General features: G+C 42.8%; 24 protein-coding genes. 19 read left to right on the top strand and 5 right to left on the bottom strand.

Annotation, left to right across the window (positions count from 1 at the left end; all coding sequences use genetic code 11):
• Entirely contained in the window at positions 1-327 is a 327-nt protein-coding gene (locus PAE54_RS02210; RefSeq protein ID WP_326518259.1) for a metalloregulator ArsR/SmtB family transcription factor, read from the bottom strand.
• Between the two features lie 80 nt (positions 328-407).
• On the opposite strand from PAE54_RS02210, the gene PAE54_RS02205 reads away from it, so the two are divergent.
• The 14 genes from PAE54_RS02205 to PAE54_RS02140 all read left to right on the top strand — a co-directional run bounded on the left by PAE54_RS02205 (position 408) and on the right by PAE54_RS02140 (position 16,254).
• On the top strand, positions 408-827 hold the full coding sequence (locus tag PAE54_RS02205) for a YeeE/YedE family protein (RefSeq protein WP_273776790.1): 420 nt from the start codon (positions 408-410) through the stop codon (positions 825-827).
• Positions 824-1,246 carry a DUF6691 family protein gene (locus tag PAE54_RS02200; RefSeq protein ID WP_273776789.1) on the top strand — a complete coding sequence of 141 codons (423 nt, stop codon included), beginning with the start codon at positions 824-826 and terminating at the stop codon, positions 1,244-1,246. The genes PAE54_RS02205 and PAE54_RS02200 overlap by 4 nt, the downstream gene beginning before the upstream one ends.
• Complete coding sequence (locus tag PAE54_RS02195) at positions 1,243-2,124, top strand: MBL fold metallo-hydrolase (protein ID WP_326518258.1); 882 nt, start codon at positions 1,243-1,245, stop codon at positions 2,122-2,124. The genes PAE54_RS02200 and PAE54_RS02195 overlap by 4 nt, the downstream gene beginning before the upstream one ends.
• 319 nt (positions 2,125-2,443) lie before the next feature.
• Positions 2,444-2,803 (top strand): hypothetical protein, encoded by a 360-nt coding sequence (locus PAE54_RS02190; protein ID WP_326518257.1) that lies wholly within the window; start codon positions 2,444-2,446, stop codon positions 2,801-2,803.
• A gap of 143 nt (positions 2,804-2,946) precedes the next feature.
• Positions 2,947-3,216, top strand: coding sequence for a hypothetical protein (locus tag PAE54_RS02185; protein WP_273776786.1), 270 nt, complete (start codon positions 2,947-2,949; stop codon positions 3,214-3,216).
• 292 nt (positions 3,217-3,508) lie between these two features.
• Entirely contained in the window at positions 3,509-6,148 is a 2,640-nt protein-coding gene (locus tag PAE54_RS02180; protein ID WP_273776785.1) for a bifunctional aconitate hydratase 2/2-methylisocitrate dehydratase, read from the top strand.
• Positions 6,149-6,210: 62 nt separating this feature from the next.
• Complete coding sequence (locus PAE54_RS02175; protein WP_326518256.1) at positions 6,211-7,674, top strand: hypothetical protein; 1,464 nt, start codon at positions 6,211-6,213, stop codon at positions 7,672-7,674.
• A gap of 12 nt (positions 7,675-7,686) precedes the next feature.
• Positions 7,687-7,935 carry a hypothetical protein gene (locus tag PAE54_RS02170; protein WP_326518255.1) on the top strand — a complete coding sequence of 83 codons (249 nt, stop codon included), beginning with the start codon at positions 7,687-7,689 and terminating at the stop codon, positions 7,933-7,935.
• 261 nt (positions 7,936-8,196) lie between these two features.
• Positions 8,197-9,210, top strand: coding sequence for an ion transporter (locus PAE54_RS02165; RefSeq protein ID WP_326518254.1), 1,014 nt, complete (start codon positions 8,197-8,199; stop codon positions 9,208-9,210).
• 300 nt (positions 9,211-9,510) lie between these two features.
• The gene (gene pgaB / locus PAE54_RS02160; protein ID WP_442784370.1) at positions 9,511-11,511 is read left to right on the top strand and encodes a poly-beta-1,6-N-acetyl-D-glucosamine N-deacetylase PgaB; all 2,001 of its coding nucleotides are present in this window, start codon (positions 9,511-9,513) and stop codon (positions 11,509-11,511) included.
• A gap of 11 nt (positions 11,512-11,522) precedes the next feature.
• Positions 11,523-12,809, top strand: coding sequence for a poly-beta-1,6-N-acetyl-D-glucosamine synthase (gene pgaC, locus PAE54_RS02155; RefSeq protein ID WP_326518253.1), 1,287 nt, complete (start codon positions 11,523-11,525; stop codon positions 12,807-12,809).
• The gene (gene pgaD / locus PAE54_RS02150; RefSeq protein WP_326518252.1) at positions 12,806-13,249 is read left to right on the top strand and encodes a poly-beta-1,6-N-acetyl-D-glucosamine biosynthesis protein PgaD; all 444 of its coding nucleotides are present in this window, start codon (positions 12,806-12,808) and stop codon (positions 13,247-13,249) included. The genes pgaC and pgaD overlap by 4 nt, the downstream gene beginning before the upstream one ends.
• Before the next feature lie 732 nt (positions 13,250-13,981).
• Positions 13,982-14,902, top strand: a complete 921-nt coding sequence (locus PAE54_RS02145; RefSeq protein WP_273776780.1) for a LysR family transcriptional regulator — start codon at positions 13,982-13,984, stop codon at positions 14,900-14,902.
• A 173-nt stretch (positions 14,903-15,075) separates the two neighbouring features.
• On the top strand, positions 15,076-16,254 hold the full coding sequence (locus PAE54_RS02140) for an MFS transporter (protein ID WP_326518251.1): 1,179 nt from the start codon (positions 15,076-15,078) through the stop codon (positions 16,252-16,254).
• A 21-nt stretch (positions 16,255-16,275) separates the two neighbouring features.
• On the opposite strand, the gene PAE54_RS02135 is transcribed toward PAE54_RS02140, so the two are convergent.
• Positions 16,276-16,731 carry a DUF441 domain-containing protein gene (locus PAE54_RS02135; protein WP_326518250.1) on the bottom strand — a complete coding sequence of 152 codons (456 nt, stop codon included), beginning with the start codon at positions 16,729-16,731 and terminating at the stop codon, positions 16,276-16,278.
• 133 nt (positions 16,732-16,864) lie between these two features.
• Between PAE54_RS02135 and PAE54_RS02130 the strand changes: the two genes are divergently transcribed.
• Positions 16,865-17,578, top strand: a complete 714-nt coding sequence (locus PAE54_RS02130; protein WP_326518249.1) for a pseudouridine synthase — start codon at positions 16,865-16,867, stop codon at positions 17,576-17,578.
• On the opposite strand, the gene PAE54_RS02125 is transcribed toward PAE54_RS02130, so the two are convergent.
• The 3 genes from PAE54_RS02125 to PAE54_RS02115 all read right to left on the bottom strand — a co-directional run bounded on the left by PAE54_RS02125 (position 17,568) and on the right by PAE54_RS02115 (position 19,440).
• Entirely contained in the window at positions 17,568-18,011 is a 444-nt protein-coding gene (locus PAE54_RS02125; protein WP_326518248.1) for a GNAT family N-acetyltransferase, read from the bottom strand. The genes PAE54_RS02130 and PAE54_RS02125 overlap by 11 nt on opposite strands.
• A 109-nt stretch (positions 18,012-18,120) precedes the next feature.
• On the bottom strand, positions 18,121-18,420 hold the full coding sequence (locus tag PAE54_RS02120; protein WP_326518247.1) for a type II toxin-antitoxin system RelB/DinJ family antitoxin: 300 nt from the start codon (positions 18,418-18,420) through the stop codon (positions 18,121-18,123).
• Positions 18,421-18,528: 108 nt separating this feature from the next.
• Positions 18,529-19,440: an RluA family pseudouridine synthase gene (locus PAE54_RS02115; RefSeq protein ID WP_326518246.1), complete on the bottom strand. Its 912-nt coding sequence runs from the start codon at positions 19,438-19,440 to the stop codon at positions 18,529-18,531.
• 159 nt (positions 19,441-19,599) lie between these two features.
• Between PAE54_RS02115 and tsaE the strand changes: the two genes are divergently transcribed.
• The 4 genes from tsaE to hfq all read left to right on the top strand — a co-directional run bounded on the left by tsaE (position 19,600) and on the right by hfq (position 23,560).
• Entirely contained in the window at positions 19,600-20,076 is a 477-nt protein-coding gene (gene tsaE / locus PAE54_RS02110; RefSeq protein ID WP_326518331.1) for a tRNA (adenosine(37)-N6)-threonylcarbamoyltransferase complex ATPase subunit type 1 TsaE, read from the top strand.
• Positions 20,066-22,018, top strand: coding sequence for a DNA mismatch repair endonuclease MutL (gene mutL / locus PAE54_RS02105; RefSeq protein WP_326518245.1), 1,953 nt, complete (start codon positions 20,066-20,068; stop codon positions 22,016-22,018). The genes tsaE and mutL overlap by 11 nt, the downstream gene beginning before the upstream one ends.
• 6 nt (positions 22,019-22,024) lie before the next feature.
• A complete protein-coding gene (miaA, locus tag PAE54_RS02100; RefSeq protein WP_326518244.1) occupies positions 22,025-22,969 on the top strand; it encodes a tRNA (adenosine(37)-N6)-dimethylallyltransferase MiaA in 945 nt (314 codons plus the stop codon).
• Positions 22,970-23,062: 93 nt separating this feature from the next.
• Complete coding sequence (gene hfq, locus PAE54_RS02095; RefSeq protein ID WP_326518243.1) at positions 23,063-23,560, top strand: RNA chaperone Hfq; 498 nt, start codon at positions 23,063-23,065, stop codon at positions 23,558-23,560.
• Positions 23,561-23,642 lie beyond the last annotated feature (82 nt).

Raw genomic sequence — 23,642 nt, 5'->3', positions numbered from 1 at the left:
TTAAGGATTTACTGGCTGATCTACACAATATAAAGCGTATAGAGTTTGCATCAGCTGTAGTACTTTGACATCACAAATCTGATAAAAAATCTGTTTGCCCTCACGGCGTGTCGCAACCATTTCTGCCTTGCGCAGTACGGTGAGCTGTTGGGACAGCGTGGGCTGCTGAATACCCGTTAGCTGTTCAATTTGCTGTACATTTTGTTCACCCTGGCTCAGGCTGCATAAAATCTTCAGACGATCGGGATTAGACAGTGCCTTTAAACAGCTGGTTACGACAGGAACATTACTAAAATCAATGTGTCGGTTTGGATTGAAATTTTCCAAATCAAAATTCCTCACGATAGGACTTGATTAATTATAAAAATTATATAATATAAAATTATATATTGTAAAGGTGTTGAGCAATGCACGATTTTCTCCTTGCTTTTATCGGTGGGGCAATACTCGGTCTAGCTGTCGTGGGCTATCTGTATGTTCATGGCAGAATTGCCGGGATTAGTGGTTTGATTGCCCAGGTCATGAATCCTCAGACGCTTTTTAAAACACCAGCGTTATGGTTCCTGCTCGGGCTGTTTGTTGTGCCGTTCTTTTATGGTTTTGTAACTACACCTAATATTGAACTCAGTGCCAGTCCGTGGATGATGGTTGTAGCGGGTTTATTGGTAGGTTTCGGTACGCGCTTAGGCTCGGGTTGTACCAGTGGTCATGGTATTTGCGGGATCAGCCGTCTATCTAAACGTTCGATTGTTGCAACCTTAAGCTTTATGTTTGCCGGGTTTGTGACTGTCTATGTCATTCGCCATCTATTGGGAGGCTTGTCATGAAAAATTTATTGGCCTTTATCTTTGGTGGATTGTTTTCTGTCGGCTTGATCGTATCGGGGATGTCCAATCCGGAAAAAGTCCTAGATTTCCTGGATGTGTTTGGTGACTGGGATGCGAGTCTGGCTTTTGTGATGGGTGGTGCCATTATGGTGGCATTTATTCCTTTCCAAAAAGCTATGCGTAGTCCAAAACCGCAAACCGTATTTCATGAACCGATTGATTTACCGAATAACACACAAATTGATGCCAAATTGGTGATTGGTGGGTTATTGTTCGGTATAGGTTGGGGAATTGCAGGCATCTGTCCTGCACCAAGTTTGACTCTGATTGGTTTGGGTCATTATGAAGCCCTGTATTTTATCCTTGCGATGTTTGCCGGGGTCATGATTCACCGTCAATTGTTAGGAGGCCGTTCATGACGCAGTTAAAACCGATCGTACAAGATTTTTTTGATGATGCCACCAACACCTTTAGCTATGTGGTGAGTGATCCAACAAGCAAAAAATGTGCGATTATCGACAGTGTGCTGGACTATGATCCGGCCTCTGCCACCACCACCACTACGCATGCAGACCAGATTATTGAGTATGTGCAGCATGAATGCTTGAGCGTACAGTGGATTCTTGAAACGCATGTGCATGCTGATCACATGACAGCATCGCAGTATCTCAAGGAGCAACTAGGTGGCCAGATCGCGATGAGCAACAAAATTGCTGTCGTGCAGGAAACCTTTAGTGCGATTTATAATCTGGACATCAAATATTTTAATTCGCACCAATCCTTTGATTATCTGTTTGATGACTATGAGCATTTCCAGATTGGTGAGCTGCAAGCCTATAACATTCCGACACCGGGGCATACACCGGCCTGTCTGAGCTATGTGATCGGTGATGCGGTGTTTGTTGGTGATACCCTGTTTATGCCGGACTATGGAACAGCACGTTGTGACTTCCCGAAAGGCAGTGCATCGATCTTGTTTGATTCGGTACAACGTTTGTATGAATTGCCAGAGCACACGCGTGTTTTTCTGTGCCATGACTACAAGCCGGAAGGACGTGACCATTACGTTTGTGAAACTGATATCAAAACGCAAAAGACCAGCAATATCCATCTGAAGCAGGACACACCTAAACAGCAATTTGTGGAAATGCGTCAGCAGCGTGATGCCACATTGGCGATGCCGAAACTGATTTTACCGTCGATTCAGGTCAATATGGATGGGGGTAAATTCCCTGAGCCGGAAGCCAATGGTATACGTTATCTGAAGTTGCCTTTTAACTATTTTAACAAGGCATAAAAGGGTCATTCAAAAGCACAATAGGCTTCTGGATGGTCTTAGGTTATCACTCAAGTGCTTGGTGTAGGATTAATCTTGGAACGACTGAGTCAATCGATTGGCTCAGTCGTTTTATTTTAAGATCATGTATTGCTCAGACAGTGTTTGCAGCAGAGTATTCCCAACGTCATTTCAAGATTGAGTTAAAAAATACTGAATTCATTCAGTTCCACTATTCGTACCTGCAGGATGTGTGAGTTGAATTTCAGAGCAATTTTTTCTTTGCCTCTACACAAAGTGCTGCATTGCGGTATGATGAGTGCGCAGCAGGAGTAAGACAATGAAAAAATTCTTGGTTTTAGGTGTAATGGTGGCATTGGTCGGTTGTGCTGAGAAAAAGCCGCTTACCCCGGAAGAGCAATGGAAGGGCTACTGTAAAAGTATTGGCAATGCAGCACGCTCTATTATGCTGGATCGCCAAAATATTATTCCAAAAGATCAGGCAGTCACACATGCCAATCAGGTTCAGGATCCAATCATCAAAAAAATGGTGATGCAGTTGATTGATGAGGCCTATCAGTATTCTGATGCTGAAGTGAAACAGGATAAAGATACTTTCCGTGAGCAATTTAAGGAAAAAGCGTATCAGCGCTGTTTAAAAACCGCTCACGACAAGATGCCAAATTATAAGCCGTTCTAAGAACGGTTTATTTTTGCGAGCAATAAAATAGCCTAAGCAGATATTGCACATAAATTGTCACATTTAGCTCGATACTAAAAGGTGAAAGTGTCTGATAAATCATCAATAATGAACTAAATTTTAATGATCATAAGGAGCGAACAATGAAAGTGGTAGGTTATCTGCATAATTCAGATTTGCTCTTGGAAGATGAGAAAGGCGTTATGGTCATTGGAGGCAGCCATTACGTTTTAAGCTTGGGGGATCAGGTCGAAATTGATAGTGTGATTGATGAACAGGCCAAGTTGTATCAAGTTAAAATTTCTTTCGCCAGTGCAGACCATAGTATGTGGCATGAGGATGAGATTCAGGTGAGATTTTGTGGTGATCGAGAAGCCTTGAAAAGCTATCTTGACGCAACCACGGTTCACTAAAGTGGTATATGGTTTAAAACGAAAACAAGGCAACATGTGTTGCCTTTTTTATGTGTGAAATCCAGTACAAAGGGTAAATGTTGCAAGGTAAAGTGCAAGATTTGAGTATGACCGCTTATTCCATCATCAATATGAACATCATTTAGATATAAAATAACGGGCATAACAAAGAAACACGCTGCTTGCATTAACTTTTAACTGGAATTTTAGTAGAATTTTGCAGTCCATATTGCTTGTGAAGCTTATACAAAGCTGGAATTTACAAGTAATTTTTTAAAAAGAGGAATAAACCGTGCTAGAAGCTTACCGCCAACACGTTGCAGAACGTGCCGCACTCGGAGTCCCACCGAAGCCACTTGATGATGCTCAAACTGCTGAGTTGGTCCAATTATTAAAAAATCCACCAGCGGGTGAAGAAGCATTCTTAGTAGATTTGCTTGAAAACCGTGTTCCTGCAGGTGTTGACCAAGCTGCTTATGTAAAAGCTGCTTTCTTGGCTGCTGTTGCAAAAGGTGAAGCTGTTTCTCCACTTGTTTCTAAAGAACGTGCAGTTTACTTACTTGGCACTATGCTTGGTGGTTACAACGTAGCACCTCTTGTTGAATTGCTAGACAATGCAGAATTGGCTGGCCTAGCTGCTGAAGCATTGAAAAAAACGCTTCTAGTATTTGATGCATTCCATGACGTTGCTGATAAAGCAAAAGCTGGCAATGCAAATGCACAAGCTGTACTTCAGTCTTGGGCTGATGCTGAATGGTTTACAAACCGTGCAGACGTTCCAGAAGAAATCAAACTGACCGTTTTCAAAGTGACTGGCGAAACTAACACTGACGACTTGTCACCTGCACAAGACGCATGGAGCCGTCCAGACATTCCATTGCACGCAAATGCAATGTTGAAAAACGAACGTGATGGTATCAACCCTGAAAAACCAGGTGAAGTTGGTCCATTGAGCCAAATCAAAGAATTGATCGCGAAAGGCAACCAAGTTGCTTACGTGGGCGACGTTGTTGGTACAGGTTCTTCTCGTAAGTCTGCAACTAACTCAGTGCTTTGGTTCTTCGGTGACGAAATCGCGCACATTCCAAACAAAAAAGAAGGTGGTTACTGCCTAGGTGGTAAAATTGCGCCGATCTTCTTCAACACCATGGAAGATGCGGGTGCATTGCCAGTTGAGATCGATGTTTCTAACATGAACATGGGTGATGAAATTACCCTTAAAATCGATCGTGCTGCAGCTAAAGTTACTGCGTTCAAAAACGGCGAGCAAATTGCTGAAGCTGAATTGAAAACTCCAGTACTTCTAGACGAAGTACGTGCAGGTGGTCGTATTAACTTGATCATCGGCCGTGGCTTGACTGCTAAAGCGCGTGAAGCTTTGGGTCTAGCACCATCTACATTGTTCCGTACTCCAGTACAACCTGCTGACTCTGGTAAAGGCTTCACTCAAGCTCAGAAGATGGTAGGTCGCGCATGTGGACTTCCTGAAGGTCAAGGTGTTCGTCCAGGTACTTACTGCGAACCGAAAATGACAACTGTAGGTTCTCAAGATACGACTGGTCCAATGACTCGTGATGAGTTAAAAGACTTGGCTTGCTTGGGCTTCTCTGCTGACCTCGTAATGCAATCTTTCTGTCACACTGCTGCGTATCCAAAACCAGTTGACGTAACAATGCATCACACACTACCAGACTTCATCATGAACCGTGGTGGTGTTTCTCTTCGTCCAGGCGACGGTATTATCCACTCTTGGTTAAACCGTATGTTGCTTCCTGATACCGTAGGTACTGGTGGTGACTCACATACTCGTTTCCCAATCGGTATTTCATTCCCAGCAGGTTCTGGTCTAGTTGCATTCGCAGCTGCAACGGGTGTTATGCCTCTTGACATGCCTGAGTCTGTACTTGTGAAGTTCAAGGGTAAAATGCAGCCTGGTATCACACTACGTGACCTTGTACATGCAATTCCTTACTACGCAATCAAAGCGGGTGACTTGACTGTAGAGAAAAAAGGTAAGAAGAACATCTTCTCTGGTCGTATCCTTGAGATCGACTTGTCTGAAATGGAAACTGACCTAACTGTTGAGCAAGCATTCGAACTTTCTGATGCTTCTGCTGAACGTTCTGCTGCAGGCTGTTCAATCACACTTTCTGAAGAGAAAGTTGCTGAATACCTACGTTCTAACATCACCATGTTGAAGTGGATGATCGCAGAAGGTTATGGCGATGCGCGTACTATGGCACGCCGTGTTGAAAACATGGAAAAATGGTTGGCGAATCCAAGCCTGATCAAAGCAGATGCTGACGCTGAATACACCAAAGTGTATGAAATCGATCTTGCTGACATCAAAGAACCAATCCTTTGCTGCCCGAACGATCCAGACGATGCAAAACTTCTTTCTGAAGTTCAAGGCGACAAGATTGATGAAGTGTTCATCGGTTCTTGTATGACTAACATCGGTCACTTCCGTGCAGCGGGTAAACTTCTAGATAAAGTTCCAAGCGGTTCATTGTCTACTCGTTTATGGTTGGCTCCTCCGACACGTATGGACCAACACCAGTTGATGGAAGAAGGTTTCTACAACATCTACGGTAAAGCTGGCGCACGTACTGAAATGCCAGGCTGTTCATTGTGTATGGGTAACCAGGCGCGTGTAGCACCGAACACAACTGTTGTTTCGACTTCTACCCGTAACTTCCCGAACCGTTTAGGTCAAGGTTCTAACGTATACTTGGCGTCTGCTGAGCTTGCATCTGTTGCTGCGGTATTGGGTAAACTTCCTACTCCGGAAGAATATCAGCAATATGCTGCGCAAATCGACAGCATGGCTTCAGACATCTACAAGTATTTGAACTTCGACAAAATGGAAGAATATACTTCTGAAGCTGGCGAAGTAGATACTAAGAAAATTGCTGCGGCTCAATTGTCTTAATTTATTGAAAAGTAAATTAAATTGAGTGAAGATAAGGGCTGATTAATCAGCCCTTATTTTTTATGAAAGAAAGTAAATATTTAAATATAATGTTAAGAAAATATTTTTCTATTTTAAAAATAGAATTAATATTAAAAATAAAACAAAAAGATTTCTCAAAGCAAGAAATCAAAGAAAATATTTTAAAAGAAATTGATAATTATATAAGGGATAATGATGTTGACTTATTTTATAAAGCATTTCGTGAATATTTGAATTATTGGAATGTTAGGCATTTGTATTCAATTAGTGCTGCTGATGATTATAGAAAATACAAAGGTGAGATATTTGCTGCTGCTCTAAAAACTAAATTTTTAAAATATAAACTTTTGGCTCTGCTTTTCTGTGCTTCTAATATTTTTAATGATAATTTTGTTAATTTTAATACGCGTGGAAAAGATTTCAAGTTGGAAAAAAGAAGATTAAGATTTGAATATTTTTTAATAGATTTTTATTTGAAATTTGATAAATTTGATATAGATGAAGGGTATTTTGATAAAGATTTTGAACTTGTGGAAAAGGCTAGATTGCATATACCAATTATATCAATTTGCATCATATTAAAAATTTTGATCAAAGATAATCTTAAGATTAGATTTAATAATAAATATGAGCGTAAAGTCGCACATTATACAAATTTATATGTTTTTGATCAGTTAATAAATAAAAAATCTACTTTTAGACTTAATGCACCTGATTATATGAATGATCCTACTGAAGGAAAGATGCTCTTTAATTTTTTATTAATAGAAAACAATAACATCCAGGTTGATTTTGAAAGAATACCATATATATCATGTTTTACATTTAATCATAACTCCTTGAATCAATTTAGATTGTATGGTAGGACAAATGATGTAGAGTGTTCGGGTGTAAGTTTAACTGTGGATAAGGGATTTTTTTTAAATAGTCGTAAGAAAACAAAGAATTTATTCTCATTATATAGATGTATATATTTAGATGAGAAAACTGGGTATTTGGAATTGGCGGGTAGAAATAGATTGTCATTTATCCAAGAATACCATGAGTATGGGTTTGATTATATTAATCAAAGATGGTTTCTCTATAACAAATCCTTGGATTTTAAAAACAACTATGTAATGTATTTATTAAGAACAATGAGGGAGTTGTGTTATGAGTTTGATTCATATAGTAATCTGATACATGAGGTTTTAGCGGAAATTAATTATTTGTTTAAAAGCTTTTCATTTAGGGAGGAGCAAGAGTGTAGGATGGTTAAATATGAAAAAAAAGAGCATATGAAAATTTGGAATTTTAAGTTTAGATATATTAATTATGGTGGGAATATTTTTAAAAGCTTGTGTAATGTTTATATAGGGGTGGCAAGCAAGAATGCTTTTAATTATATTTCATATTCCATCTACAAAAATAATATGTTTAAAAAAATGCCTAAGATAAAAGTGTCAGAACATCCATATAATCCAATTCAATATATTGAACCTGAAAAAATATTCTCAAATGAGTAATATTGGCATCTTTTGGCACTTCCAAAAAAAATCATCGGCAGCGCCTATGATTTTTATCAATCAGATCAAGATTCGCTTTGTCTAATTGATAGCCCTTATACCCATGTGGAATATTGGGAGGTTTTGAAGTCTAATTCTCCTGAATTACAAAATTTACAGTATGAAGAAATTCCAAGAAGGCGCGTGATTTATAATGCTAGATTGAATAAGCCTTTTGTGTATATGGATGCCAAGCTGCTAAAAACCAATATTGCCAAATAGGTGGCTGAATTTTTTGAATTGGATTTTGATTAGGTAGTCTGGAAAAAGATCTACACTACAAAGCATACAGACATTAAAAAGCCCCATGGTTAGGGGCTAGTCGTATATAAGTCTGAGCTTATATACTGTAAGAGGCTCATCTCAAACTGAGGCCATTAGAACATAAAAATAGACAAATAGCGAATCTCTAAGCGATTTTTTATTGTGTTGAGGTAGGGAACGCGATTACTATTTTCTGCAAGCAATCATCCCTAATAATCAATGAAACTTTTTGCTTGGTCATCTTTTCGTCGTTGGGTCTATAACCATTTAGAAAATGAACAATACGATTCATTTTTCAGTCGTGTCTTAAACTATTTTTTGATTGGTCTGATTGTAACCAATGTGGCGGCTGTCATCTTTGAATCGGTTAATCAATTTTATCTAGCTTATCAATGGTATTTTGATCATTTTGAATTGATGTCGATCGGAATCTTTTCGATTGAATTTTTGTTGAGACTGTGGAGCATTTCAGAACAGGATGCTGAACAACCTGCTTGGAAGCAACGCCTGCAATGGTTGATGAGCTGGGGTGCAATAATTGATCTCATCGCCATTTTACCGGCATTTATTAATTATTTCGTCCCTTTTGATTTGCGTTTCTTGCGTGTATTGCGATTACTGCGTTTACTCAAACTGACGCGTTATTTTATTTCACTGCAGATTTTACTTGCGGTGATCAAACGAGAAAAAGGCTCCTTCCAGGCGGTGCTTTTTATCCTTTCTATCCTGATTATTATGGCGGCAGGGGTATTGTACTTTGTTGAGCATAAAGCTCAACCTGAACATTTTGGATCTATACCACAAGCCATGTGGTGGTCTGTGGTGACGCTTACAACGGTTGGTTATGGTGATGTAACTCCAGTCACCGATCTGGGTAAAATACTCGGTGCCATCATTACTATTTTGGGGGTGGGGATTGCTGCTTTGCCGGCAGGTATTTTGGCGACTGGTCTGGCGAATGAGCTAAATTTAAGAAATCAATTATTAGAACAACAATTCAGGGAAGCCTTGTTAAGCCAGAAGGTAGACTTGGTGCGCGATCAAGCTACGATTGAACAGATCCGTCGGCAAATTGGTTTACCTTATCATCAAACCCATGAAATCATTGTGTATTTGATGCGTGAGCATTTAATTGAATCGAATCAAAAATTGAAAAATTTTTCTTATCAGTACTGTCCCAACTGTGGTGAAAAGGTAACGAAAGACACGGATATAGATTCCTGTATGGGATAAACCTGAATGCTCAAGTGATGAACTCATTTGCATCTTCAATTCCTTATTATCAGATCGTGATTTTTTAATCTATTTAAAAACAGGGGGAGTTTTATTTTTGATCATTTCATGAATATTTATTCATTATTTAACTATTTAAGCGATTCAAAATTAAAGAATAATAGCTCATTCACTTTGTATCAGTTTTTCTCAATTATTTTTGAGATATCCCTCACGCTTTTTAAGATTCGTTTAAGATTGGCGGATTTAAATGGCTTCCTTGGTAATCGATAATAGGCTCGTTGTGAGCGAGTACGATCTATGAATTTCCCCTTGCTTAAAAAAACAATGCTTGCCCTGGGTATTACATGCTTTGCCTTCGGTGCCAATGCACAGACTACCCCACAAAAACCATCTAGCACTTCCGATCAGCTGATTGTCATCAGTTATCATGAAGTGGTGAGTCATGCAGATCGACCACTCATTCCGAGCTATGCCGTTTCGGTGGAGCAACTCACGCAGCACCTCAATACACTGAAACAACACGGCTATCATTTTATTAGTGTCGATCAGGTACTGGCAGCACATAAAGGAAAACAACCATTACCTGAACATGCGGTGATGCTTACCTTTGATGATGGTTACAAAACATTTTATAAAAATGCTTTTCCAGTGCTGAAAAGCATGAAAATTCCCGCCGTGATTGCTGTGGTGGGTAAATGGGTTGAACCAAAAGACCCCCAGCCTGTTGATTTCGCTGGAGAGCAACAAGCGCGTGACCAGTTCTTGTCCTGGCAGGAAATGAAGACCATGCAGGATTCCGGGCTGATTGAGGTCGCGAGCCATAGTTATGATCTGCATAAAGGCATTAACGCCAATCCACAACATGATTCGGAGGCTGCGGCCATCGTCCATGCCTATCATGCTCATACCCATAGTTATGAGAGTGATGCGCAATATAACCAGCGGATTTTCAAAGACCTGAAAACCAATAATCAGTTACTGCGTCAACATGGCTTAAAAAGCCCGCGCGTCATGGTGTGGCCGTATGGCCGTTATAACAGCTTTGTGGTGAAAACTGCAGCTCAATTAGGCATGCCTATTACCATGACGCTGGATGATGGGATCAATCATGTGCAGAGTTCACTCGGTGCCTTAACCCGTGTACTGGTTGACAGAGACATGGATGCCAAGGCGCTACAAACTGAAATTCAAAGCCGCCAGTTGAACCAGACGGATAACAACCGACCACAGAAAATCATGCATGTTGATCTGGATTATATCTACGACAAAGATCCGGCACAGCAAGAACGAAATTTGGGTGTGTTACTCGACCGCATTAATGCCATGAAGGTCAATACCGTCTATTTGCAGGCGTTTTCGGATCCGGATGGTAATGGCTCGGCAGATCTGGTGTATTTCCCAAATCGTCATATTCCGTTACGTGCTGACTTGTTCAATCATGTGGCCTGGTCTATTCAGACGCGTACAGCAGTCCGCCGCGTCTATGCCTGGATGCCGATTATGGCTTGGGAGTTTCCTCAGAATGAGCCTGCTGCACAGGATCGGGTCGAAACTGAGCAGGGACCACAGCAAGACCGTTTGAATATGGGTTATTTGCGTGTCAGCCCATTTTCACCACGAGTGCGCCGTGTGGTCACAGAGATTTATCAGGATCTCGCGAAATCTACCCCATTCAACGGCTTGCTGTTCCATGATGACATGACCTTGTCAGACTATGAGGACGTCAGCCCGATTGCGAAAACGGTGTATGCACAAAACGGCATGTCGACTGATTTTGCACAAGTGCGACAGGATGACCAGCAATTACAGAAATGGACGGCATTTAAAACCAGTTATCTGGATAATTTTGCGAAAAGTCTGGTGACTGAAGTACGCCGTTACCAGCCATTTTTAATGACAGCACGTAATCTCTATGCACAAGTAGCACTTAAGCCCTATGCGGAGAACTGGTACTCGCAATCCTTGGAAGAATCCCTCAAAAACTATGACTTTACTGCCATCATGGCCATGCCGTATATGGAAAATGTCACGCAGCCTGATCAGTTTTACGCAGAAATGCTAGACCGGGTGAAACAGTATCCTGAAGGTTTGAAAAAAACCGTATTTGAATTACAGACGGTGGACTGGCGCAACCAGCAAAAAATTCCATCGACTGAAATCGCCAACACGATCAACAGCCTGTATCAGCAGGGAGCAATTCATGTGGCCTATTATCCGGATGATCCCATTCAGGAACATCCAGATCCGGCGATCGTGAGTAAGGCTTTTGATCAGAAAAGTAACAGCATGGTGCCATAAAGGATATTCTCATGTTTTTAACCTCGCTGTGGAAAACCATTCTTGGTTTCAGTTTTTATTACCCCATGCTCATGGCCTATTTATGGATGATTGGCGCCTTGAGCTTTTACCGTACCGAACGCAAACAGCCGGATTATGATCAGCCGCCTGCACTTACAGAAACCCCGAAGGTTGCAGTGCTGATCCCGTGTTTTAATGAAGAAGATAATGCTGAGGAAACGCTATTATACGCGTTGGCACTGGATTATCCCGACTTTGAAGTGATCGCAATTAATGATGGTAGTTCGGACAATACCGCAGCGGTTTTGGATCGCCTCTGTCTGGAACATGAACGTTTAAGGGTGGTGCATCTGGCAGAAAACCAGGGTAAGGCGATGGCGCTACAGGCTGGTGCCTTGGTGACCGATGCAGAGTACTTAATCGGTATTGATGGTGATGCCTTGCTGGATCCGCACGTTGCGACCTGGATGGTTCGTCATTTTATCGCGGATAAACGGATTGCAGCCGTGACGGGTAATCCACGTATCCGAACCCGCTCAACGCTGATTGGCCGTATTCAAGTTGGTGAGTTCTCCTCGATTGTAGGCATGATCAAGCGTGCCCAGCGCAGTTTTGGTCGACTTTTCACTGTTTCCGGCGTAATTACTGCTTTCCGTAAAACCGCTTTGCACGAGGTGGACTATTGGTCAAGCGATATGCTGACAGAAGACATTGATATTAGCTGGAAATTGCAACGCGCCGGTTGGGACATTGAGTTTGAACCGAATGCTTTGGTGTGGATTTTGATGCCTGAAACTTTACAAGGCTTATGGAAGCAACGCTTGCGTTGGGCGATGGGGGGTGCACAGGTTCTGGTTAAAAATATTGATGCCTTGTTTCAACCCAAGCTGAATTTTTTATGGCCGTTACTTATTGAAATGTGCTGTACGCTGCTGTGGGCTTATTCACTTTGTTTGATTGTCCTGATATGGCTGTTACAGCTGATTTTACCGGCACATAGTTTGGATCTGGTGGCAAGTTCACCCGTGTTACCTGCCGGAAGTGGTCTGTTTTTAGGCTTGACCTGTCTGGTGCAGTTTGTGATCAGTAAATGGATGGACAGTCGTTATGAGCCATACTTGCTGCGCAATATTTACTGGATGATCTGGTATCCGTTTATTTTCTGGATCATTACATTGTTCGCTTCGATTGTGGCATTTCCGAAAGTTCTGCTGTTGGGTACTGGCCAGCGTGCACGCTGGGTCAGTCCAGACCGTGGTATCCGTGTCTCAACTCCGGATGAGAAGGTGGCAAGATGAGTGCAAAATTGATTATTAATCTACGTCATCAGTTGCCTTGGTATCGTAGATATCTTTCCAATACCACGACAGCCTTGTTGTGGATGGGCTGGATTGGGTTGTGGAAGCCACTGTTGGTGGTCGCGATGGGCTTTATCGCGATTCATCGGCCCCATTTATTTGAACAGGTATTGGGTGCGATTAGTATTCAGCATTATCTGGTGATTCTGTTTGCTTGTGCAATCAGCTTGTGGATGTGGGCAACTTACATACCGGCAAAGCGTGTGCAACATTTGAACCGCTATAACAGCCAGGACTATGCCAATTTTTATCAGCTTGATCATGGCGTGCTGACCCAGGCGCAGGATGCAAAAAATCTGACCGTTTTTCATAATCAGACAGGAAAAATTGTGGATCTACGTGCCAATGTCACCGTCAGTAAAGATGGTGAACCCCATTAAGCTAAGTAAGAGATGAAGTCAAAGCTCTGCCATAGGCAGGGCTTTTTTTATATCAATTTATTTCTTTAGTTTTGAAGCTGAGGGAATGTTCAGGGTGAGGAGTTGTTCTTACCAGTATAAGATGTCAATTGATGCGACTATTGAGTCTTTCATGTTGCTGTCGTTGCGGATTAGAGGAGCTTTACGATTTTTAGCAGAAAAAACAGTTTTAAATTTTTGAGCTGAATTTAATTCAAGAATTAAGTAATGATCATTTTCAAAAGACTATTTGATTATTTCCAGTGCATCGACGTCTGGGCAGCAGGCTGTACGACCACGTGTCAGATAGAATTTCGGATCTATGGATTTTAATTTCTCAGCATCTTTAAAACAGCAGAGATGGTGCTTACGCATACTGAATACATTAAGATGCTGTCATAACATACAGAATTTCTAAAAATTAATAAGTGTAGACCTGCATCAATCGGGTCTATTTAGTTCTATTATTCGGCCTGTTGTTCCTGTTGCAAGAATTGGGCTAGTCAGATTTCTCCTTATCAGTAGGTTTCAGTAGAACGTTTCAGTTCGCTTTTGGCTGCAATACTGGGATCACCTCTGATATTGGTATTAAAGCCATGACAAGAACCGATTCTGCTTATGCATTGTTGGGCATAGGATGCATGAGAAATTAAAGTGAAACTGACTAATTAAAGCTGTGGTATATTGAGTTAAATTCATTTTTATTATGCTGTTATGTTGGAACTTCGACATCTTAAAACACTTTTGGCTTTACGAGAGCATGGTTCGCTGGTGGCAGCGGCAAATGATTTATGCCTGACGCCCTCTGCCATTTCTCATCAGTTGAAAGAGCTTGATCATTGGTATGGGGTAGAAGTGGTAAACCGCAGAACCCGTCCGGTGACTTTTTCCAATGTGGGGCAGCGTTTGCTGAAACTGGCAGACGATGTCTTACCGCAAATCCAGATTGCACAAACTGATATTGCCCGTATTGTGCATGGGCAAACCGGTCGTATTATTTTTTCTTCCGAGTGTCACAGCTGTTTTGACTGGTTGATGCCTTTGCTGAACCAATATCGCCAACAATACCCGGATGTAGATCTGGATTTTGCTTCTGGTTTTGAATCGAATCCGCACGAACTGTTGCAAAATGGCGAATTTGATCTGCTGATTACGGCTGATCCAATTGCCCTGAAAGGCATCGAATATTTCCCGATTTTTGAATATGAATCGCGTTTGGTGCTTTCCAATACACATCCCTTGGTGCGTACTGAGCGGATTACCGTACAGGAGCTGGCAGAAGAAACGCTCATTACCTATCCGGTGGACAAGCATCGACTTGACATTATGGCTCGTTTATTTTTGCCAGCAAATATCCAACCTAAACAGATCCGCACCACAGATTTAACCCAAATGTTGATTCAACTGGTAGCGAGTGGCCGGGGGATTGCAGCCTTGCCGGATTGGGTCGTCAATGAGTATGAGCAAAAAGGATGGGTGACCAGTCGCCGTCTGGATTGTGTGTCACCTCAAGGTTTGCGACGTACCTTATATGCAGGTTATCGCAGCGAAGATCAGGACAAAAGTTACTTTGAAGGTTTTTTAAAGCAACTGGATAAGTTCTCGCAGAAACGTCATCAATACTATCCGGCTTAGTGATGCATTTGGTATTTTTGGGTTTACGTGATCATTACATTAAAATTGAGATTAGGTTATGAGCTCAAGATTTTGTTATTCATCGTAAAAAACAATTTAATGATCAGAATAATGACTAAAAAAATACTGGGTCTTTGTTAAGCTGAGAGGCATCACCAACAAGGAAAAGTGACGTGTCTCAGTCTAAATGGATGAGTAAGGATCTCTGGATTATTGTGGCGGGTTTCGTGGCCGCCATGCACATTGGTAAATTGCCTCCCGCAGTCCCGGTACTGCAGGCTGAGTTGGGGATTTCGCTGGTTCAGGCGGGATTCCTGTTATCGTTGGTTCAAGGGGCTGGAATGCTGTTTGCCCTGACACTTGGCAGTTATACGGAAAAAATCGGCCTGAAACGTTGTATTGTGCTGGGCTTGCTGTTGCTCAGCATAGGCAGTTATCTGGGCAGCCGCTCGCACAGTATCAATTTGATGCTAATGTTACGTGTTATAGAAGGTTTCGGTTTTTTAATCGTGACCCTGAGTGCACCTGCTTTGATCCGTAAACTGGTACCGATGGAAAAACTACATGTCCGTATGGGGCTATGGAGTGCCTATATGGGCGGCGGGATGGGGATTTCACTTTTTATCACTCCATTTTTATTGCCGTATTGGGGCTGGCAGGGTGTCTGGAGCGGGTTAGCAGTGTTAAGTGCCGTACTTGCGATCATTATTGTCAAAGTCATCCCACATTTGCCTACCCAGCAGCATGAACAGGTTCCGGTTGCTGAATTGATTAAAATGACCTTGCAGCATCCACCTGCTTGGATCTTGGCCGGGATTTTTGGGGTCTATGCGGGCCAGTGGTTAAGTCTGGTGGGTTTCTTGCCTACCATTTATCAGCAAAATCAGCTCAGTTTGCAGCTTGCGGGCGCACTCACTGCCTGTGTCACCATCGCCAATGCGGTTGGAACTTTTATCTGTGGCCTGTTACTGCAACAGGGTTTATTGCCTAAAACTTTAGTGCAAAGTGGTTTTGTCGTTATGATGCTGTGTACGCTGGGTTTTTATCTGTTTAAGGATCAGCTGCCGTTCCTGCTGCAATACGCTTTGGTATTTGGCTTTTCTTTATTCGGTGGTCTTGTGGCAGCGATTGTCTTTTCTCAGGCCTTACGCTTTGCCGCTCAACCGATTGCGATTAGTACCACCGTGGGTTTGGTGTTGCAGTTCTCTGCAACCTCTCAATTTGTTTTACCGCCGACCGTTGCAGTGATTGTTTCCACGACGCAGAGCTGGTTTTGGGTGGGTATCTTGATGGCGGTTTTTTCGATCATCGGCATACTGCTGAGCCAGCGGTTATTTAGCCGTTATGGATAAATAAACACAGCTAAATTTGGCTTAAGACTTGCCGATTAATAAAGATAAAATCCCGGCGGCGATTAGTGGACCGACCGGAACACCACGCAGTAGGGCAACACCGGCAACGGTGCCAATCAGTAATCCAGCGACCACATTAGGTTGATGGCTCATCAGGCTGACACCCCGTGCCCCTAACCAGGCGACACCCACACCCACGGCAATCGCGAGCAGAGATTTCCAGTTGAGAAAGGACTTGAGAATAGCTTCTCCTGGGATTGCGCCGCTGGCAATTGGGGTCAGGACTGCAACCGTCAGGATTAGAATTCCCAGATGCAGGCCATACTGCTGGATGTAGGGAAAAAAATCGTGGAGCGGCGTGATACGTACAATAATTAAAATTGCAGCGGCCATGGTAATGGTGGAATTGTGACTGAGAATACCGCAGGCTAGCAGAATAATCAGTACGATCAGATTCAGATCAAGATGGGAGAGCATAGCAAAGCACAAAGTCTGGTTTGAGCAACAAAGGCAGAATTGTACGCCTTTTTACCGGACTTGTACGGATGGGATGACTTCTGGCGGAAACGGTATACAATGCCTGCTGTTGATTTTGATGATGGGGCTGAGGATGTTGTTGGAAAAAATGTTGCAATCGCAAGGATTTGGTTCGCGTAAACATTGTCAGCAGTTAATCAAAAATGCAGCAGTCACTGTGGACGGTCAAGTCTGTACGGACATGAAACAGTCGATTCAGCCTTATCCCGAAATGCCCTTTACCGTGTATGGAGAGATCTATCATTACCGTGAAAAGGTCTATATTGCACTGAATAAACCGCAAGGTTATGAATGTTCACACCAGCCTTTGCATCATCACAGTGTTTTTGATCTGTTTCCTGAGGTTCTGCTCAATCGGGGATTGCAGTGTGTCGGACGCTTGGATCAGGATACCACCGGTTTATTGCTGTTGACCGATGATGGTGCCTTTTTACAAGCCTTAACTCATCCGCGTAAGCATGTGGCGAAAGTTTATCATGTGACCACGGTAGACCGAATTGGTGAGGTGCAGATCCAGCAATTACGGGAAGGTGTTGAATTGCGCAACGAAAAAGGGATGTATGCCGCAACTGATGTCATCCGATTATCCGATTATCAATTGAGCATGACCATTCATCAGGGTGTCTATCATCAGGTTAAACGCATGCTGGCTGCCGTAGGTAATAAGGTACAGGCCTTACACCGCCAGCAAATTGGTGCCTTAAGCCTCGATAGCCTAAATGAAGGGCAGTGGATTTATTTGACAGAAGAACAGGTCAATCTGGCTAAAACCCGCACTAGCGAATAAAGCAGTGATAGGTGTGGAATTCACCATCTTGGATAAAGCCCATTTTTTCATATAACTGTTGGGATTCAGTATTGGTTTTATGGGTTTCCAAGGTGATGCGTAAAGCCTCCTGCTGGCGTGCAAATAAAATCGCCGTATCGATCAGCTGTTTGGCTGAACCTTGACGCCGGTAAGCAGGGGTGACATAGACATCATCGAGAATGTAATAATTTGAACAGGCTACCGAAGAGAAACCAAGATACAGTACGACAAAGCCAGTAATGAGTTCATCTTTCACATGGATAAAAATGACACTCTGCTGATTGTGAAAACGTTGTTGTAGAAAATCGAGCGATTTTTCCAGATCAGATGAAGCACCATAAAATTGGCGGTATTCATCAAACAAGACAGCCAGTTGAGGTAAATCTTCAGATTCAGCTTTACGAACAATCATGGTGTGCTTCCTGCAAGACTATTTTTATTCTTTACAGAGCATAACCAAAAAATGAGCATTAAAACGTTATAACTTTGTTTACGCGAACAGTGATTTTAAAACGTCAAAATTAACGGTTGTCAGTTTCACTGAGTAACGCGTTTAATTCTTCAAACAAGGCTTCGTGTTCATCATCCAATCCAGACGTTGAAGCTTTAGCTTCAGATTTCGCCTTTCGCATTTTCAATAACTGTTCCATATTGATGTTCTGGTTTTCTATCGCGAAAGGAATGGACTTGGTTAATACGACTTGTTTGAAAAACAAACGTACCGCTTGTGCCGGTGTAATCCCCAACTGTTTAAAGACCGCGAAGGCTTGTTTTTTTTCTTGTGAATCAAGTCGGACTTGATAAACCTCTGTTTTTCGCATGAATTTTAAACCAAAAGAATAAGAATTTTTTCAGACTTTATTTTAAACAATCACGATGTAATTTCAATGATCTGAGCAAATTAAAGTCTATTGAATGTCATTACAGTATCATTTCAATGTGAGTTTAAAATTGGAGTAAAAGTGCATGATCTGACCAGTGACAGGATCTGGAAAGGAAATTTCTTTGGCGAGAAGTTGTAAAGGGCGGGAAAAATCATCCTCGGCTTTATGCTGCACCTCCGGGTAAAGCGGGTCATTCTGGATTGGAATGTTTAAATGATTCAGATGTACCCTTAACTGATGTTGTTTGCCCGTATGTGGTGAAAGCCGGTATTTGGCCCAGCCATTGTGCTGTTCTAATAATTCTATATGGGTTTCGCTGTTGGCTTCTCCTTCAACCACCTGCATGGTGTAAAAAGGCTGACCTTTTTGCATTCTGAGTTTTATGGTTTGCGGAAAAGGTAACTCTGCACGGTAGCCTGCAATCGCATGATAGATTTTTTTTACTTGTCGCTCTGCAAACAGCTGCTGATACAGCCCGCGACTTTGCGGCCGTTTGGAAAACAGGACGACACCAGCAGTTTCACGATCCAAACGATGGATTGGCGTTAAATCGGCATTGTTGGTTTGTTTTTTCAGCCGCACCAGTAGGGTCTGTTGTACATACTGTCCGGTGGGACTCATGGTCAGAAAGTGTGGTTTATCAACCACCAGCAGATCATCGGTTTCATGCAGAATCTGATGTTCATAAGGAACCTCGATTTCATGCGCCAGAAAGCGGTAGTAAAACACATGACTATTGCCCTGATAGGGACTGTTTAGCTGGAGCTGGTTTCCTGCAGCATCATAAATGAGGTGATCATGAAAACGCTGTTGCCACTCTGCCTGATCTATATGGGGAAATTCCTGGCACAGATACTCAAATATGGTGTGTACTGAAACCAGTGATTGCGGTGGTAGGTGCAGTTTGCTGGCGCAGACCCCATCAAGCATCGGAGGAGTGAAATCAGTGTTTAGCATAGCAGGAGAATCAAGTATTCATGGGAAATGGCTTCGCCTAAAAAAGCTGGACAGTTGCACTGGAAAAGATGAAAAAAGCCGCAATCTTAACCGGCAACATAGGCTTTAAAGTCTCGCAATGCTATCATGTTTGTAATTTTGAATCATGTTGTGAGTGATATGCAGTATTCATTGAAAGTCATCTTAAACAATGAACAGGATACCCAAAATCTGGCACAGGTTTTGGCACAGCATTTTATTTCTGGCGTGATTTATTTGATGGGGGATCTTGGGGCAGGCAAAACGACGCTGACCCGGCATTATCTGCACAGTTTGGGGCACCAAGGCTCGGTGAAAAGTCCGACCTACACCTTGGTGGAACCTTATCAGGTCAACGGGCGTGATATTTTTCATTTTGATTTGTACCGCTTGACGGATCCCTATGAGCTGGAATTGATGGGTATTCGCGATTATCTGGAAATTCCGAATGGTCTGTTTCTGTTTGAATGGCCATCCAAAGGTGGTGAAGAAATTCCAGCGGCTGATTTAGAAATCGATCTGCAGAAAACTGCACAAGAAACCGGACGTGAAGTCACGTTATCCATGGATTCAGAAGCCTTATACCAGCGTCTGCAGGGTGCTTTACATGCAGTTTGAGCAAAATACTGCTGAACGTCGTATTCATACGCTTGATCCTGCACTGGCCAACCAGATTGCTGCAGGTGAGGTGATTGAGCGCCCGGCATCCGTAGTCAAGGAGCTGCTGGAGAATTCGATAGATGCCGGTGCGACCGAGCTGATTATTCGGGTAGCGCAGGGTGGTAGCACGCTAATTGAAATTATTGACAATGGTCGCGGAATTCATACGGAAGATTTGCCGCTTGCCGTGATGCGCCATGCGACCAGTAAAATTCAGAGTGCCGAAGATTTGCAGGCGATTGTCAGTCTCGGCTTTCGCGGGGAAGCCTTGGCTTCGATTGCGGCTGTTTCGCGGTTAACGCTGACCAGTAGCCAAGATTACTCTGGCATTGGTTATCAAGTCGAGGTCAATGGAACGGCGTTTACTCATCAGCAGGTACAGGCGGTTGCCACGCAAAAAGGCACGCATATACGGGTGCAGGATCTGTTTTTTAATGTGCCTGCACGGCGTAAATTCTTGAAGAAACCCAGCACTGAATTTGGCCATATTGAAGAAATTGTCCGCCGTTTGGCATTAACCCATTTTGATATTCGTTTTGTGTTAGAACATAACGATACGATCCGTTTAAATCTGCCGGTTGCAGATAGTGGTGAGCTGCGGTTTCAGCGGGTTCAGCAACTGTTGGGACGTGCATTTACTGAAAATGCGTATTGGATTGATGCTGAAAGTATCAATATGCGCCTGTCTGGTTGGCTAGGGCATCCATCTGATGCACGTGCACAAGCAGATCTGCAATATGTCTATGTGAATGGCCGTATTGTCAAGGATAAAACTTTATCCCATGCGCTCCGTATGGCGTATGAAGGAATCTTGCACGGTCATCAGCATGCCGCCTATTTGCTGTTTTTGCAGGTAGATCCGGAAAATATCGATGTCAATGTGCATCCGACCAAGCATGAAATCCGCTTTTTGAATCAGCGTGAAGTGCATGAGTTTGTGCGTCATTATGCCAAAGAAACCTTGGCACAATTTCAAACCGCAACTGCTGATTTAGCACAAGCATTAAAAATTGAAACCGAACAGACAGTGCAAACAGCAATCCAACCACGGTTTCAGGAGCAATTTCAACTGCATCGTGCAGTGGATCTGCCTGCCGATGCACCGCTGGAGAAACAAGAGGCTTCAACGGAGTTGTTAACTGACTTTCAGGCCAGCCAAGTACGGTCAGTGGCCTATCAGCCACAACCCTATACAGGGGCTTCGGCTCAACTGAATAATGCTTTAAAAAGCTATCTTGCACCGCTGCGAACAGAGGAAACATCTGCAGCATCTACTATACAACAGGCGGAAGGGCCATCACATCAGGTTGATGAATTCCCGTTGGGCATTGCGATTGCCCAGTTACATGGCATTTATATTCTGGCACAAAACACTGAAGGCCTGATTATTGTGGATATGCATGCTGCGCATGAGCGGATTGTATTGCAGCAAATGAAACAAGCCTGGGATAAACCCGAGTTCTGGATCTCTCAACAATTGTTGATTCCAAAAGTAATACCGATTAGCCGGATGCAAGCGGCGCGGGTGGATGAGTTGAAACCTCAGTTACAACGGCTTGGATTGGATATTGATCAGTATGGTGATGAGCAGGTAGTTGTACGTGGAGTGCCAGCGATTTTACATAAGGCTGATTTTGCTGCATTGATTCCAGAGTTACTGGCTGATCTCGATCCGCGTGATGAGGCACAGGCCTTATTGCAGAAACGAGATCATATTCTGGCCGGCATGGCCTGTCATAGTGCTGTTCGTGCGCATCGTCAGTTGAGCTTGTCTGAAATGAATGCCTTGTTACGCCAGATGGAACAGACTGAATTTGCCAGTCAGTGTAATCACGGCCGGCCAACCTGGCGCGCTTTCCCATTGGCACAATTAGATAAATTATTTGCTCGAGGAGAGTAAGCTTCTATGTCAAATCAATTGCCTGTCATTAACTTGATGGGGCCAACCGCAAGTGGTAAAACCGCATTGGCATGTGAGCTTTATGAGCGTGGTCAGTTTGAGCTGATTTCCGTCGATTCGGCTTTAGTGTATCGCGATATGGATATCGGTACAGCGAAGCCAAGCAAGCAAGAGCAACTGCAATATCCGCATCACCTTATCGATATTATTAGTCCACTCGAAGTATACTCTGCAGCCCAGTTTGTAGAAGATGCTTGCCAACTGATTGATGCCATCCATCTGCAAGGCAAAATTCCAGTGCTTGTGGGTGGAACCATGTTGTATTTCAAAGCCTTATTAGAAGGCTTGTCCAGCAATTTGCCAAGTGCGGATTATGCGGTACGTGCTGAAATTGAGACAAAAGCGGCAGCGGAAGGCTGGGAGTCGGTATATGCAGAATTGGTGGCAGTCGATCCATTGGCAGGTAACAAATTTAAGGTGAGTGACAGACAGCGGATTATTCGTGCACTTGAAGTGTATAAACTGACCGGCCAACCGATTACAAAATTACAGGCAGAACAGCCTAAAAATCAGCCGTATCGTTATACATTTCATAACTATGCATTGATGCCCGATCGGTTAGAATTACATAAACGTATTGAACAAAGATTACACAAAATGTGGGAAATCGGTTTTTTAAATGAGGTAGAATCACTCATTGAAAAATACGATTTAAATGTGGATTTACCCTCAATGCGTGCGGTAGGCTACCGTCAGGTGCTTGAATTTTTATTAAAAAGCGATAAAAGTCAGAAAAAACAGCAAGAAATGGAAGATAAGGCACTATTTGCAACACGACAACTGGCCAAACGTCAATATACTTGGTTACGTTCTTTGCAAGAACTGCACGTTTTTCAAACTTATGAGACGATTGAGCTAGCGCGACAAGACTTGCGAAACTGTTACGGATAAAGCAAAATTTAACAACTATCTTTTTATAAATTTTAACTGACACATAAAGATAGTTTTTTTTGCGCTGATTTTTAATTTTTTTGGAGTTATAAAATGTCTAAAGGTCAAACTTTACAAGATCCGTTCTTGAATTCTCTCCGCAAAGAACGTATTCCTGTTTCTATTTTCCTTGTGAACGGTATTAAATTACAAGGTCATATCGAGTCTTTTGACCAATACGTTGTATTATTAAAAAATACCGTAAGCCAAATGGTTTACAAGCATGCTATTTCAACTGTTGTGCCAGCGCGTAATCCACGTCCAGCGGGTGCTCCAGCAGGTGCACAAGGTGGCTTTGGTGGTCAGGGCGGTGGCTTCGGTGGTGGTCAAGGCGGCGGCTTTGGTGGTCAGGGCGGTGGCTTTGGTGGTCAAGGCGGTGGCTTTGGTGGTCAAGGCGGTGGCTTTGGTGGTCAAGGTGGCTTTGGTGGTCAAGGCGGCTTCGGTGGTCAAGGTGGCTTCGGTGGTCAAGGCGGCTTCGGTAGTCAATCAGCACCAAGCTTCGACAACGATACTAAATTCGAAGACACTCAAGACGATGACAATAATCGTTGAGATGTAATATAAAAAAAGGCCTCCTCAGAGGCCTTTTTTTAATTTATATGCAGAATTTAAAAAGCCCTGTTATTTTAACAGG

It is taken from the genome of Acinetobacter minutum, from assembly GCF_035916735.1.
Classification (GTDB): Bacteria; Pseudomonadota; Gammaproteobacteria; order Pseudomonadales; family Moraxellaceae; genus Acinetobacter.
The sequence above is the reverse complement of the archived record's forward strand: the minus strand, read 5'-3'. Positions and strand labels throughout refer to the sequence as shown.